General features: G+C 34.6%; 13 protein-coding genes and 1 pseudogene. 5 read left to right on the top strand and 9 right to left on the bottom strand.

Translation table 11 applies throughout. From position 1 onward, the window contains the following. Positions 1-42: 42 nt before the first annotated feature. Positions 43-627 carry a hypothetical protein gene (locus JI747_RS18510; protein ID WP_225690348.1) on the bottom strand — a complete coding sequence of 195 codons (585 nt, stop codon included), beginning with the start codon at positions 625-627 and terminating at the stop codon, positions 43-45. Between the two features lie 182 nt (positions 628-809). On the opposite strand from JI747_RS18510, the gene JI747_RS18505 reads away from it, so the two are divergent. Continuing rightward, positions 810-1,301: a DinB family protein gene (locus tag JI747_RS18505; RefSeq protein ID WP_225690347.1), complete on the top strand. Its 492-nt coding sequence runs from the start codon at positions 810-812 to the stop codon at positions 1,299-1,301. A gap of 229 nt (positions 1,302-1,530) precedes the next feature. On the opposite strand, the gene JI747_RS18500 is transcribed toward JI747_RS18505, so the two are convergent. From JI747_RS18500 to lptB, 4 genes and pseudogenes are all read right to left on the bottom strand, one after another. Continuing rightward, positions 1,531-2,487, bottom strand: a complete 957-nt coding sequence (locus tag JI747_RS18500; protein ID WP_225690346.1) for a helix-turn-helix transcriptional regulator — start codon at positions 2,485-2,487, stop codon at positions 1,531-1,533. 37 nt (positions 2,488-2,524) lie between these two features. Next, positions 2,525-4,252, bottom strand: coding sequence for an ABC transporter ATP-binding protein (locus tag JI747_RS18495; RefSeq protein ID WP_225690413.1), 1,728 nt, complete (start codon positions 4,250-4,252; stop codon positions 2,525-2,527). Positions 4,253-4,431: 179 nt separating this feature from the next. Beyond that, positions 4,432-5,511, bottom strand: a complete 1,080-nt coding sequence (locus JI747_RS18490) for a baeRF3 domain-containing protein (protein ID WP_225690345.1) — start codon at positions 5,509-5,511, stop codon at positions 4,432-4,434. Positions 5,512-6,071: 560 nt separating this feature from the next. Continuing rightward, positions 6,072-6,797: pseudogene (gene lptB, locus JI747_RS18485) on the bottom strand (LPS export ABC transporter ATP-binding protein); the annotation flags it as partial. Between the two features lie 134 nt (positions 6,798-6,931). Between lptB and JI747_RS18480 the strand changes: the two are divergent. Next, positions 6,932-7,660 carry a hypothetical protein gene (locus JI747_RS18480; RefSeq protein WP_225690343.1) on the top strand — a complete coding sequence of 243 codons (729 nt, stop codon included), beginning with the start codon at positions 6,932-6,934 and terminating at the stop codon, positions 7,658-7,660. Positions 7,661-7,703: 43 nt separating this feature from the next. Here the strand turns inward: JI747_RS18480 and JI747_RS18475 are convergent, their stop codons facing one another. Together JI747_RS18475 and hemB are read right to left on the bottom strand one after the other, a co-directional pair. Then, a complete protein-coding gene (locus JI747_RS18475; RefSeq protein ID WP_225690342.1) occupies positions 7,704-8,462 on the bottom strand; it encodes a carbonic anhydrase family protein in 759 nt (252 codons plus the stop codon). Between the two features lie 155 nt (positions 8,463-8,617). Beyond that, positions 8,618-9,607 (bottom strand): porphobilinogen synthase, encoded by a 990-nt coding sequence (gene hemB / locus JI747_RS18470; protein ID WP_225690341.1) that lies wholly within the window; start codon positions 9,605-9,607, stop codon positions 8,618-8,620. Positions 9,608-9,726: 119 nt separating this feature from the next. Here hemB and JI747_RS18465 point away from each other — a divergent pair, with 119 nt between their 5' ends. The 3 genes from JI747_RS18465 to JI747_RS18455 all read left to right on the top strand — a co-directional run bounded on the left by JI747_RS18465 (position 9,727) and on the right by JI747_RS18455 (position 12,411). Further along, positions 9,727-10,077: a T9SS type A sorting domain-containing protein gene (locus JI747_RS18465; protein WP_225690340.1), complete on the top strand. Its 351-nt coding sequence runs from the start codon at positions 9,727-9,729 to the stop codon at positions 10,075-10,077. A 107-nt stretch (positions 10,078-10,184) separates the two neighbouring features. Further along, on the top strand, positions 10,185-11,096 hold the full coding sequence (locus tag JI747_RS18460; RefSeq protein ID WP_225690339.1) for an ABC transporter ATP-binding protein: 912 nt from the start codon (positions 10,185-10,187) through the stop codon (positions 11,094-11,096). Positions 11,097-11,100: 4 nt separating this feature from the next. Beyond that, on the top strand, positions 11,101-12,411 hold the full coding sequence (locus JI747_RS18455) for an ABC transporter permease (protein WP_225690338.1): 1,311 nt from the start codon (positions 11,101-11,103) through the stop codon (positions 12,409-12,411). Between the two features lie 75 nt (positions 12,412-12,486). Here JI747_RS18455 and JI747_RS18450 read toward each other — a convergent pair whose 3' ends face one another. Next, positions 12,487-13,131 carry a porin family protein gene (locus JI747_RS18450; RefSeq protein ID WP_225690337.1) on the bottom strand — a complete coding sequence of 215 codons (645 nt, stop codon included), beginning with the start codon at positions 13,129-13,131 and terminating at the stop codon, positions 12,487-12,489. Between the two features lie 129 nt (positions 13,132-13,260). After that, a complete protein-coding gene (sucD, locus tag JI747_RS18445) occupies positions 13,261-14,133 on the bottom strand; it encodes a succinate--CoA ligase subunit alpha (protein ID WP_039366916.1) in 873 nt (290 codons plus the stop codon). Between the last annotated feature and the right edge of the window lie 44 nt (positions 14,134-14,177).

Here is a 14,177-nt window from a genome sequence, read left to right as displayed (position 1 = left end):
ATTACATAAAAAATGGCCGATATAATCGACCATCTTCTCAAATTATTTATTTACCTCTACGTATTGTAATACGGTCTGGTTCTTGGGATTGTAGATAATCGTACTTCTATTCGGAAATCGTTTTAATCTGTAATATTCGATATTGTTATCATTTTTAATATCATCCAGAAAGCTGGAATCAATTGTATTTTCAGGAAGAAACTTTTCTACCAAACTTATTTTATCGATGATGCTTTGTCCGTCAATTTTTCTGGCCGTTTTATCTGATTTATTCTCATCAGTTGTCGGCTGACTTTCCAAAAACGGAATTAAAGTCGCTTTATCCGCTTTATATTTAAAAATAAAACCTTCTGAACCATTCGGAAATTTGAATTTCTTTCCTGTTCCTTCAGAAATGATTGCTTTATCGGCTCCGGGAAAAATTTGATTAAATGGAACATCCTCAGAATTGGTGAGAGAATTTATAGATTCATTAACGGTCTTTTTCACTGTTTCTTCCACTGCATCTTGGGCTTTCTGCTTAACGGTTTCAGTAGTCTTCTGAACAGTCTGGTCAATTTTTTCTTCAATTTTATTACATGATACTAATAAAAATGCAGGTACCATTGCCAAAATAAGTTTCTTCATATTTTTAAATTTCGAGACAATTTACAATTTTATTAATTCACTTTGCTTATACTAACGGAAAACTAAGCTCAGATATTTTAGTAAAAAATAAAATATTTTTTCTTGGTCAAAATCCTACTGACAAACTGTTGTCATAATCTCGGTTTACCTTTGTATCAACAATAACAAACAATATTAAAATTATGACAACTACAGCAACCATCACAAAACAATTTATGACCTCTGAACAAGTATTGGAACATTGGCAAGGTCACAGAAATCTGACAAGAAGAGTAATCGAAGCGTTTCCTGAAAAAGAATTATTTGAATTTTCATTGGGAGGAATGAGACCATTTGCAAAACTGGCCGTAGAATTAATCAGCATTGGAGGACCGGCTTTGAAAGGAATCGTAGACAAAAATATGGAGGCTTATAACGAAGAAGGTTTCGCCCCAAAAACAAAAGAAGATATTCTGAAAAAATGGGACGAAGAAACTGAAACCATCAACACTTATTTTGCTCAGATTTCTGAAGAACGTTTTCAGGAGACTTTCAATTTATTTGGTCAGTATGAATTCCCGGTTTATCAGAATATTCTGTATTTCGTGGATAATGAAATCCATCACCGTGGACAAGGATATGTATATTTAAGAGCTTTAGGAATTGAGCCGCCTTTTTTTTGGGAGAGATTTTAGGATCTTTAATGCCTTTGTGGAGACTAAAATCTTTGATAAAACTCAATTTAAAAAATCAATCATAAGCTAACAAAAGGGCAAATCTGCAATATTGTAAATACATTCAAACCTTCCATAATTTGAATTTTGACAAGTCTTTTACTTTTTGCTTTTTGTCCTTTTAACAAAAGAAACCATCTTCAAATTTAATTAATTTTGCTAAAAAGCCTCAACAGGAATTGTTGGGGCTTTATTGATGTTTATCGGAAATTTCGGTTAATAAATTTCTTAATTGTTCTTTCAGACTTTCCGGTTCCAAAATAGTGGCAAAATCTGCAAACGTAATCAGCCAACGAGGAAATCCGTCTTTCATCGATTCTGTTTCGAACGTCAATTCTACCATCCCGTTTTCTGCATCAACTTCTTTTGTTAACCCATAATATTTTTTAGAGTTGACCAAAAATCCCATTATTTTTTTCTCGACTAAAAGTCTTACGGTTGTTTTATTTCCATTTCCGCTTTTTCTGTAATCATTGATTTGTCCGTACTCTCCTAAAAACGGGTTCTGAGTTTTTGAAATTTTTAAAATCCTGTCTACACGGAATTGCCTGAAATCATTTCTCAATGTACAGAAAGCCATGATGTACCAATAATTAAATTCAAAGAAAACACCGACAGCTTCGATCGTTCTTGTTGAAATTTGATCATCAACTGTTTTATATTCTATGGTCAATTGTCGCTTCTCTCCAATACTCTCCAAAATAGTTGGGAGAACGTCTTTTATCGTGTCTTCTGTTACAGCGTGATACTGAAAAATATCAATCTGCTTCTCAATATTTTGGATTAAATTTCTGTCAGAATATTTCAACACAGAACGTACTTTTTCCATCGCAGTCTGATAATGGCCTCCCAAACTTTGATGGGAAAATTTCTGCATCAATTTTTCTGCGGTAATGAAACTCAATACTTCTTCTTTGGTGAACATTACAGGCGGAAGTTTATAGCCATCCATCAGAGAATATCCGCTTCCGGCTTCACCAACAATAGGAATTCCGGCGTTTTCCAATGTTTTGACGTCACGATAAATAGTACGAACACTTACATCAAACTTATGAGCCAGATCCTGTGCTCTGACAATGGGTTTTGATTGTAATTGGGTAAGAATCGCGGTAACTCTGTCGAGTTTTTTAAGATAGTGGTCGTTCATTAACTGTTTTAATAGGTAGCAAAAATAATTTCTAAAATTAATTATCTTTATAGGTATTCACCAATTTATCTAAATTTAAACTTCTTGCCGAAGCATCAAAAATTTCTTTATACGTTCCTTCGAGCTGTACCAATTCATCATGCGTTCCGCTTTCTACAACCCTTCCTTTTTTCATCACATAAATTTTATCTGAATCTAAAATCTGCGATAAAGAATGGGAAATAATAATCACCGTTCTTCCTTCTTTTATGGCATCCAAAGAGTTTTTAATCTGTTCTGTTGCAATGGCATCAAGGCTTGCTGTAGGTTCATCAAGGAAAATAATCGGTGGATTTTTTAAGAATAATCTTGCAATGGCAATTCTCTGCTGTTGTCCTCCTGAAAGTTGGGTGGCATCATGATTATATTTTTCAGGTAGATCAAGAATCTGCTCGTGAAGATAGGCTTTTTTCGCTGCTTCTTCAATTTCTTCAAAGGTGGCATTCATGTTTCCGTAGCGAATATTGTCTTCGATACTTCCCTGAAAAATATGATTTTTTTGAAGCACTAATCCAAGATCATTACGAAGAAAAGTATTGTCATAATCATTCAAATTAACATTATCTAATAGAATTTCACCTGAATTCGGAAGATAAAATTTACATAAAAGATTAATAACTGTAGATTTTCCCGCACCACTTAAACCGACCAAAGCAGTTGTCTTCCCGTTTTCAATTTTCATGGAAACATCATGCAAAGCCTGCGTTCCATTTGGATAAGAAAAGTTGACATTTTTTAATTCAAAATTTCCTTTTATTTCTTTCTCTACAAAACTTCCGTTCGGTTCTTTTTCGTCTTCTGCGTTTAAGATATCAAAATAGCCTTCTGCATAGATCATCGCATCGTTCATATCATCATAAATTCTATGTAATTGACGAATCGGTGCAGAAACATTATTGAAAAGCATAATATGAAGCATAATGGCACCAATCGTCATTTGCTGGTCCAACACCAGATAAACCGTTAAAAGAATAATTAAAACCACTCCAAACTGTTCAATAAAAGTTTTTAATCCATCATAGATAAAATTGGTCTTTCGGGTGAACATCTGACTTTCCATCAGCTGCATCTGCAAATCATATTGCTTTTTTCCTTCGAATTTTTCACGGACAAAACTTTTGATAACCATAATCGAATTAATTAAATTCAAAAGTCCTGAAGTTTTCTGCTCACGTTGATTTCTTAACGTTCTTCTTACCCCTCCTAATTTTTTAGCCTGCAAAGAGCTTATATAAAAGTAAATCGGAACAATAATCGTGGAAACAATTCCAACATACACATTTTGGAGATACATAATGATCAAAGCGATAATCGCATTGGAAAACAACGGCAGCATATCAATGAAAAAGTTCTGAACCAATCTTGTCAAGCTTTCAATTCCTCGATCAATCCTTATCTGTAATTTTCCTGATTCATGATTTTCATCATTAAAATAGGCCACTCTGTACGTTAAAATCTTATCGATTGCCGATTGCGCCAAAACAGAACTTACATTGATTCTGATTTTCTCTCCGTAAAATTTCTGTCCGAAATTGATGAAAATATTCAATAATTCTTTTCCCAATAAAATAACAGAAATCAATACCAGAACATGAATTCCTTCTGACATCGGATGCGGAAGGTGTGTAAGTTTGGTTACCTCATCTACAGTATATTTTAAAACCAACGGATTCACCTGCGCAGCGAGAGCACCTAAAAATGTGAGAAACAGGGTTCCATAAATCATGAGTCGATAAGGTCTGATAAATGGAACGAGTTGCTTGTAAATACCGAATAAGGTGATGGTTCTGTTAAAAGGTTTTATCATAGAATTCCTTTAAAGATATGTAGTAAAGTTAATTTTTTTATTTCATAAGTCCATAAAAAAGCCGACTGAAAGCCGGCTAAAATTTGATATGAAAAAAATTAGTATCTTGTTTTGAGTACAATTTCACCCAGATCCAATAATTCTTTCTGATCTGTAAAATGTACTCTTCCTTTTTTGGAAAGAACTTCCCAAGAGATCACAGAAACGATATCATCTACAATTCCAGGTTCTTTAGAGTCTTCTGCATATTCGAAAGTTCTTTCACCAGTTAATTTTACCGGTTGCTGATAGTTTTGACTGACAATAAGCAAATCTCCGTTTCCGTCCAGAGCGGCCTGATAAATTTCCTGAAGATCTGTTACTACCTTTCCGTGGGAAACCGCTTCTCTCAATTCATTGATAGCCTGAGCTCTTTTTTCTTTTTGTTTTGCTTTGATAATTTCATACGCCTGTTCTACCACATGATGCTCATCCGATTCTGAATAATTTTTATTATCATGACCAATGTATATTCCCGGAATATCTGCAACTTCTAATAATTTGCTGTAATTATCTGCGGTACTGATCACCACAACTTCAAATCCTGTTTTTTTATGAATTTCAACAACAGATTTGTCGATTCGGTTAAAATACTCTTTTATCTGATTATCGACCTGTTTACCATCACTTCTCACCTCAGAATGGGTGATATAGAAAGGATTTTCAGGAAACGGGAAACCTTCTTCATGAATTTCCTTTACAATTTTATCATTCATTGCTGCAAAAAGCTTGGTCCCGTTCTGTGCTAAGACCAAGATCAGATATTCCTGAGTTCTCACCGCGTCTTTCACCAAAGATCTGATGGCAAATTTACCATCTATTTCAACTGTATTTTCACGAGTCGGCCAGGTAGATCTTATGATTTCTTCTGTATTATCGGATAAAAATATATGTAAGCTTTCGAGATTGTGACGGTGATTGATTTTTCCTGAGATATTTTCCAGTTTTTCTAAAACGGAAGAAGCCGGTCTTTTTCCGAATTCTTCAATCACTCTGGTTTCAGCTTCTTTAATAAGGTTTTTAAGAACAATCTCGTCCTGTTGATTTTCCGGAAGTGTGCGGTGAGTATTCAAAGAAATACTTACTGAGGGCTCATTGACTTCTAGGGCTAATTTTTGTAATTTTTCTTTTAGTGACATGGTTCTATATTTTAAAAGATTAATAAAAACAAAAAGATTTATTTATCATTTTTTAAATCATTAATAAAAATAAATTCTTTTCACTATAGAAAATACAAAAACCAATCCTCAACCATTCTTTTTATTCGTGAATTCTAAAAAAATGATAAATATCAGAAAATCAAATATATAAAAAAAAGAGCAGAAATTTATCCACTCTTTGTTTCTATTATGTTAAATATGTATTATCCTTCGTATAAATAAGTTGTCACAAAATGAAGTTCCGGTTTTGCCGCCTGTTTTGATTCTAGTTCTGCCTGTTCCAATGAATAGTGTGAATTGATTTCTTTTCTCTGGAACACATAAGAGTTATTCGCATTTTTATCAAGAACGTCATTAAAAATATGCTGAATTTCTGAATTTCCTAATGATGCAAAACTGATATCTTCAAAACCATACATCAGTCTAAGATCATCAAATTGAGCAAAATTATGATCTACAAAGCTTTGGAATTGGGATTTTGAATCAAAATTTCCTGCCCAGATATTATACGCATAGTTTTTCTTTTTCGGTTTGTCGAAAATACTTTGGTACACGAAGTTTTCTCCCAGGTAAGCTTCTCTTACCTGCGGATCGTTTGCCAGTTCTTCAGGAAGACCTTCTTTCAGAATTCTTCCTTCAAACATAATATATGTTTTATTGGTAATCGCTAAAGTCTGCTGTACGTTGTGGTCGGTAATCAGAATTCCGATGTTTTTATCGGTAAGACTTCTTACAATTTTCTGAATATCTTCTACGGCGATCGGGTCAACTCCTGCAAAAGGCTCATCCAAAAGAATAAAACTTGGATCTGTCGCAAGACATCTTGCAATCTCTGTTCTACGTCTTTCTCCTCCGGACAAAAGATCCCCTCTGTTTTTACGGACGTGCTGCAAAGAAAATTCTTCGATCAGTTCGTCACATTTCATCTGTTGTTCACGTTTTGAAAGCTTCGTCAACTGCAAAACCCCCATAATATTATCTTCCACAGAAAGTTTTCTGAATACGGAAGCTTCCTGCGCCAGATAACCAATTCCTTTCTGAGCTCTGCGGTACATCGCATCGGAAGTGATTTCCTGTTTATCCAAAAAAATCTTACCGGAAGTAGGCTTAACCAATCCTACAATCATATAGAACGATGTCGTTTTTCCTGCTCCGTTGGGACCAAGCAATCCAACAATTTCTCCTTGCTGAACCTGTACTGAAACACCTTTTACAACCTTTTTAGGACCGTATTCTTTGATTAAGTTTTCTCCTCGTAAAATCATAGTAGCAAAGATAAAGTTTTTTTGAATTCAAATTTTAGATTAGAACCCACAGACAAAAGTTTTATGATATTTTAAAATTGAACCCGGCAATTTTTAATTAATTTTATGAAATTAATCAACACCTCACAATGAATATGGAAAATAATCAACAGTTAACAGAACTTTTAGCCTTGGATCTGGGCATCAATATTACCAACCGAAGGCCTTATGCTAAAGAGGTTTTCAAATGGCAGGACATAGATCTTCTCCCTCACTCTTCTGCAGATACTTTACTTTGCGAAATTTTTGAATGGAACGGAAGAAACTGGAGAACTACCGGAAACAATCTTATCGGTTTTTTATTCTCGGATGCTAATCTGGATACTGTTAAAAATCAATTGATTAATGCACCCAAACACCCTGCGCTGATTCCTGATTTTGAATTCACCAAAGACAGTATGATCGAATATGGTCTTTCTCTGCCTTCATTATTTAATATCGGAGTGAACGGAAATATTAAAAGTGCTAAAAGTTTTTCAGTACGAGTAAACGGAGTTACCAAATCCAGAATCACCAATATTGATTCTCCCGGAATTGAAATTTTAAGAAGTTATTCTGAATTCACGCAAAATAAGTCTAAAACCTATAGAAAAAATATAAAATTCAATTATCTAAGCACTTCTTTATTCTATGCTGAAAGTGTGGAAATTTATCTTGAAAAAGAATCCGGAGAGGGCTTAGATGTAAGCTTTCAGACTCAGGATGTAGAAGTGGATGCGAAAATTGATACGGATACCAAGAAACATTTTGTATTGAAATATTCAGGAAACCAATCACCTTTTGCGGCAAAATTTACCAAAGGAAAAGATTTCAATATCTCTTAAAAGAAACGGGGAATTTCAAAATTGAAATTCCCCGTTTTTTATTTTACTGTGTTAGAAACTCTACTTTACCGGTTTCCATATGGTATTCACCACCAACAATCTTAATTTCTTTCTTTTCTTCCATTTTTCTCAGAATTGCACTGTTTTTTCTGATATTATCTATGGTCTGCAATACATTTGATTTTGTCACCGCTTCAAGGTAAGCCGGATTTTTCGAAGATTTATCTCCCTGAAAATTTTCTGTTCTTGCAATGGCGGGTTTAATTTTTGCTAACAAACCTGTTATATTACCAAGTTCTACATTATCTACAGCTGATTTTATAGCTCCACAATGTTCATGTCCCAATACCATTACAACTTTTGCACCGGATACTTTACAAGCGTATTCCAAACTTCCCAAAATATCTTCGTTACTAATATTTCCGGCAACTCTTGCTACAAACATATCTCCAATTCCGGAATGAAAAACATCCTCTACCGGAACTCTTGAATCTAAACAGGATAAAACTACAGCCCCCGGAAATTGTCCCAAAGAAGCTTTACGGATTCTTTCAGAAGTATTTCTGATAGTAAGATTGTCTTCTACATATTCTTTGTTTCGTTGTTGTAAAATAGAATACACCGTATCGGGGGTAAGCTTTGACTGTAATTTTTCAGTTAAAAAAGACTCGTCAATAATTTCATTTTTGTTAATGGTAATAGAATCACCTTCTTTTTCATGATTCTTTTTTGGATCATTACAAGAACTCAATACTGCTAAAACGGATAACAATATTCCCAGATTGTACATTGCTTTTTTCATAGTTATTTTTTAGGTGAAAATGATTTAAGAATCTAATTTACAACTTATTGAATATAAATAACGCCTGATTTTAATTAAAATTAACATTATTTAGAAGCAAAAAAAGATCGCTTACTTAAGTAAACAATCTTTTTTCTCTATGAATATAGGAAAACCTAATTATTTAAAATCATTGCCGCTTCTTTTGCAAAATAAGTAAAGATAAGGTCTGCACCTGCTCTTTTAAAACACGTTAAGCTTTCAATAATCGTTTTATCATTATCCAGCCAACCATTTTGAGCCGCTGCTTTTACCATGGCATATTCTCCGCTTACATTATAAACTGCGATCGGAACATCAATGGCTTCACGAACTTTTGAAACGATATCCAAATACGGAAGTCCCGGTTTGATCATGATAATATCTGCTCCTTCTTCCACATCTTTATACACTTCATTCAATGCTTCACGAGAATTATGAAAATCCATCTGATACGTTTTTTTATCCTTCGGAATTTCCATATCATCTTTTGGCGCGCTATCTAAAGCACTTCTGAATGGGCCATAGAAAGAACTGGCATATTTTGCAGCATAACTTAAGATTCCCACATCGGTAAATCCGCTTTCTTCTAATGCCTCACGAATCGCTAAGACTCTACCATCCATCATGTCACTGGGTGCCACAATGTCAGCTCCTGCTTCTGCATGCGATACAGACATTCTTGCCAATGCGTCGTTAGTAGCATCATTCAGGATTTTTCCGTTCTCAATAATTCCGTCGTGTCCATAAATGGAATAGGGATCTAAAGCCACATCCGGCATTACAATCATTCCCGGAACTGCATCTTTAATTGCCTTGATCGTATTCTGCATCAAGCCGTCTTTATTCCATGCTTCTTTTCCGGTATTGTCTTTAAGATGATCTGACACTTTCATGTACAAATTGACAGATTTTACGCCCAAAGAAAATAATTCTTTACACTCTTTTACGGTAAGATCTATACTCCTCCTGAATATTCCCGGCATTGAGGAAATGGGTTCCTGCTTGTTTTCGCCCTCCATTACGAAGATCGGCATTACAAAATCATCTGTTGTAAGCGTATTTTCTCTCACTAAGCTGCGGATAGATTCGTTTACTCTAAGCCTTCTATTTCTTGAATGTATCATTTTGGAATACTTTTTGAATAAGTTTATGCAAATTTAATACAAGTTCTATAAAAAAGTATTGCAAGAGATTATAGAATTTATTATTTTTGTTATGATATATTACGAGAAATTATAATTGAATGAAAAAACTTTTACTTTTATTTATATTCCTAGGCACATTTGTTGGATTTTCTAGCAATTTACAAGCTCAGCAAAGAGAGCCTTCCTCCATCTCACAAAAGTCTGATGATGGTATAATCGTAGCATATCCGAATCCTGCTAAAGACTATCTTGTAGTAAGAGCAAAAGATGCATCTCTTAAAGTAAAGAATGTCACTTTTTATTCTATTCTGGGAACTCAGGTAGCCAGCTACACCGTGAATATGAACTCCGGAGAAATCAATATTGAAAAATTAAAACCCGGAAAATATCTGATTCGCTACATTTTAAGCGACAACACTCAAAAGGTAACGCAAATAGTAAAACAATAATAGTAAATCCTGATAATCATCAGGATTTTTTCTTTTCCCATTAATTCTGTTTTAATAATTCCGTAACTTTCGGAACTTTATTATACTAATTAGGTAAAAACAAATTAATGCTAAAAGCTGAACATATTAGAAAGACCTATAACGCCGGTAAAAAAGTGGCTTTGGATGACTTCAGCATCCATGTTCCGAAAGGAAGTATTTATGGTCTTTTAGGCCCGAACGGAGCCGGAAAAACATCTTTCATCCGTATCATCAATCAAATCACTCAAGCCGACTCCGGAGAAATTCAAATTAACGGAGAAAAGCTAAATCCCAATCATATCAAAAATATCGGTTACATGCCTGAAGAAAGAGGGCTGTACAAAAATATGACGGTTGGTGATCAGCTTCTTTATTTCGGAGAGCTGAAAGGGATGAGCAAAAATGATGCTTTAGCTGAAGCAAAGAAATGGTTTGACAAACTTCACATCGATCAATGGTGGAAGAAAAAACTGTCTGAACTTTCTAAAGGGATGGCTCAGAAAATCCAGTTTGTAGTAACTGTTCTTCACCGCCCCCATCTTTTAATCTTAGATGAGCCCTTTTCAGGTTTTGATCCTGTAAATGCGAATTTAATTAAAGATCAAATCATTGAACTTAAAAATAACGGAACTACGATCATCCTTTCTACCCACAGAATGGAAAGCGTGGAAGAAATGTGTGATTATGTTGCACTGATCAACAATTCTAAAAAGATTATTGATGGAAGAGTTTTTGACGTAAGAGAAAAATTCAAGAAAAATATTTTTGGAATTACGCTTTCTGAGGTCAATGATTCTCATTTAGAGAGCTTCAAAAATAAATATGGAATTTTCAATATTACCAATGAGAATAATCTGGTTTCTTTTGATTTAAAAAATGAAACGGATCAAAACAATATTCTTTTAGATCTTGTAAATGTAGGAAAAGTACGTGCTTTTGAAGAGCGAATTCCGAGCATGAATGAAGTGTTTATCAATGCTGTAAGTAATCATTCTTAATTTTATGAATAATATTTTTTTAATTACTAAAAGAGAGTTTCTTACTCAGGTTAAGAAAAAATCTTTCATTGTGCTGACTTTGCTAGCTCCTGTTATGTTAATTGCATTTGGAGCAGTAATTGGACTGATGTTCAAAGCCAATGAATCTCACAATATCATTGAGGTCGTAGATAACAGCGGACTTTTTAAAAATGGTCTGAAATCTACTGATAAAATAGAGTATAAAATCATCCCTTCTTCTGAGGAACAGTCAACAGTAAATACTTTAAAAGGTAATGAAGCGATCGATGGAATTCTTGTTCTTCCTCAGATACAGAATGGAAATTTTGATGAGTTTCAGAAAAATACAAGGCTGGTTGTCAATACAAAAATCGGTTTTGATACTAAGCAACATATCATTTCTGACCTGAGTAATGTCATCAAAAAAGAAAAGATAAAGCAATTAGGGATTGCTGAAACCCAAATTGATGATCTTGACAAAGGCTTCACTCTTAAAACAATTAATGTTTCAGAAAACAACAAAGAGGATTCTGATCTTGCTTTAGGGGTAAAAAGTGTATTGAGTATGCTTTTAATGTATGTTACCTTCATGTTTATCATTATCTATGGGGTAAGAGTGATGAGAAGTGTTTTAGAGGAAAAAAACAACCGTGTGGTGGAGATTATTATTTCTTCAGTAAAACCTTTTGAGCTGATGATGGGGAAAATTCTGGGTGTGACTTTAGTTGCTTTGACCCAATTTCTTGTTTGGATTACAATGTCTGTAGTTGGAGCCTTGGTTTTGAATACAGGATTTTCTACCATGCAGAAAAATATTCCGGGAGGTGATGAAGCGATGATGAGTAAATTGGATATCGCTCAGATTGCAACGCAGGTATCACACAGTTTATTAGAATTAAACTTCCCGCTGATTATTTTTGTATTTATTATATTCTTCCTTTTAGGATATATCTTTTACAGCTCAATTTATGCTGCAATCGGTTCTGCGGTAGATAATGAGACAGAAACGCAGCAGTTTACTTTATTTGCCGTATTACCATTAATGTTAGGAATGTATGGAAGTTTTTCTTTCATTAATAATCCGGACGGACCGCTTGGTTTTTGGTTATCAATCATTCCGTTTACTTCTCCTGTTGCGATGATTGCAAGAATCCCTTATGGAGTTCCTGCATGGCAAATCGCTTTGTCTATTGTATTGCTTTTAGGGACTACTCTTTTCATGATATTCCTTGCCGGGAAAATCTACAGAGTAGGAATTCTGATGTATGGAAATAAGGCAACTTTGAAGGAAATCTGGAAATGGATAAAGAATTAAATTTAAAGATTCAGTAGATCTATAAAAAATCCCGGAAATTGCTTTCCGGGATTTTTATTTTTTTGTTGAAATATTTTAATTAAAAATATAGCTCAGGCTTAAACTTAATACTTGTTCAGATTTTTTCTTAGACGAGTTAGGATCCAGTTTTGATTCATTCAAATCAGGATAGGTATCGGATAATCCTAAATCATATTTAAGCGCAACTTCCAGTTGTCTTTTATAGCTGTATCCAAGACCAAGTCCGATTCCGAAGTTAAAAGAATTTGCTTTTCCCTGTGTATCTTTTTTATAGGCTTCTCTGGCTTCATCTTTTACGGTTTGACCTATCAGGAAGTTAAATCTTGGACCCGCCATTCCGAAGAATTCAGATTCTGCTTCTGAGAAATAACCTTTAAAAAATACAGGTACACTCAAATAGTTATTTGCATACAGCGCATCATAGCCTTTCACTCCTTTTAAATCTTTATCTTTTCCTGTCTCTCCGGCTCCGTAGTATAAAACTTCTGGCTGAAGATAGAACTGATTGGCTTTTCCAATCGGAATAAGAGCTAAAACACCTCCTTGAAAGGCATATCTTGGTCCGGAAGGATTATGTGCATTTTTTACGCGGGAATAGTTAAGCCCTCCGGTAACTCCAAATCTTGTACTGCTAAAATCTATTTGTGCAAAAGATAAAGTAGAAAGAGCTAGTGCCGAGGTTAATAAAATTTTTTTCATTTTGAGATTGAGTTTTTGTTCAATTTATTTTTTAATTGTTTAAAGATAGTAATTATTCTAATTTTTTAAACAAAAATTCAAAAAAAAGCCTCGTTTTCACGAGGCTTATATTTTATTTCTTAAGAAAGATTATCCTAATACTTTTGCTACTGTAGCACCGATATCAGCAGGAGAATCAACAACATTGATTCCGTTTTCTCTCATGATTTCCATTTTAGCCTGAGCTGTATCTTCAGCACCACCTACGATAGCACCTGCGTGCCCCATTGTTCTTCCTTTAGGAGCAGTTTGCCCAGCGATGAAACCTACTACAGGTTTTGTAGAACCGCTAGCTTTGTACCATCTTGCAGCTTCAGCTTCTAATCCTCCACCGATTTCTCCGATCATTACAACCGCTTCAGTTTCTGGATCGTTGATGAATAATTCTAATGCTTCTCTTGTTGTAGTACCAATGATTGGGTCACCACCAATACCGATTGCAGTAGAAATACCGTAACCAGCTCTTACCACCTGATCAGCAGCTTCGTAAGTAAGAGTTCCTGATTTAGAAACGATCCCTACTTTACCTTTTTTGAAAACAAAACCTGGCATAATACCAATTTTAGCTTCTTCAGAAGTGATGATTCCAGGACAGTTTGGCCCGATCAATCTGCAGTCTCTGTCAGCGATGTAAGATTTTACTTTTACCATATCTGCTACAGGAATACCTTCAGTAATACATACGATAACTTTAATACCTGCTTCTGCAGCTTCCATAATCGCGTCTGCAGCAAATGCAGGTGGTACGAAAATGATACTTACATTAGCTCCAGCTTTTGCAACAGCATCAGCAACAGTATTGAATACAGGCTTCCCTAAGTGCTCGCTCCCTCCTTTTCCCGGAGTAACACCACCTACTACGTTTGTTCCGTATTCGATCATCTGGCTTGCGTGGAAGGTCCCTTCGTTCCCTGTAAATCCTTGTACAATTACTTTAGAATCTTTGTTTACTAAAATTGACATTTTATTGTTGTTTTAATTTATTTTTATTTTCTATTAATGCTCAC

Source organism: Chryseobacterium tagetis (assembly GCF_016735585.2).
In the GTDB taxonomy this organism is placed as follows: domain Bacteria; phylum Bacteroidota; class Bacteroidia; order Flavobacteriales; family Weeksellaceae; genus Chryseobacterium; species Chryseobacterium tagetis.
Note: the sequence above shows the minus strand (reverse complement) of the source record. Positions and strands in the feature narration are given on the sequence as shown.

Bases quoted from the DNA above. Each gene is read 5' to 3' on its own strand.
- JI747_RS18450 (WP_225690337.1), bottom strand. From the start codon at position 13,131: ATGAAAAAAATTTTATTAACCTCGGCACTAGCTCTTTCTACTTTATCT.
- sucD (WP_039366916.1), bottom strand. From the start codon at position 14,133: ATGTCAATTTTAGTAAACAAAGATTCTAAAGTAATTGTACAAGGATTT.
- JI747_RS18490 (WP_225690345.1), bottom strand. From the start codon at position 5,511: ATGTCACTAAAAGAAAAATTACAAAAATTAGCCCTAGAAGTCAATGAG.
- JI747_RS18480 (WP_225690343.1), top strand. From the start codon at position 6,932: ATGGAAAATAATCAACAGTTAACAGAACTTTTAGCCTTGGATCTGGGC.
- JI747_RS18465 (WP_225690340.1), top strand. From the start codon at position 9,727: ATGAAAAAACTTTTACTTTTATTTATATTCCTAGGCACATTTGTTGGA.
- JI747_RS18510 (WP_225690348.1), bottom strand. From the start codon at position 627: ATGAAGAAACTTATTTTGGCAATGGTACCTGCATTTTTATTAGTATCA.
- JI747_RS18505 (WP_225690347.1), top strand. From the start codon at position 810: ATGACAACTACAGCAACCATCACAAAACAATTTATGACCTCTGAACAA.
- JI747_RS18455 (WP_225690338.1), top strand. From the start codon at position 11,101: ATGAATAATATTTTTTTAATTACTAAAAGAGAGTTTCTTACTCAGGTT.
- JI747_RS18500 (WP_225690346.1), bottom strand. From the start codon at position 2,487: ATGAACGACCACTATCTTAAAAAACTCGACAGAGTTACCGCGATTCTT.
- JI747_RS18460 (WP_225690339.1), top strand. From the start codon at position 10,185: ATGCTAAAAGCTGAACATATTAGAAAGACCTATAACGCCGGTAAAAAA.
- hemB (WP_225690341.1), bottom strand. From the start codon at position 9,607: ATGATACATTCAAGAAATAGAAGGCTTAGAGTAAACGAATCTATCCGC.
- JI747_RS18475 (WP_225690342.1), bottom strand. From the start codon at position 8,462: ATGAAAAAAGCAATGTACAATCTGGGAATATTGTTATCCGTTTTAGCA.
- JI747_RS18495 (WP_225690413.1), bottom strand. From the start codon at position 4,252: ATGATTTATGGAACCCTGTTTCTCACATTTTTAGGTGCTCTCGCTGCG.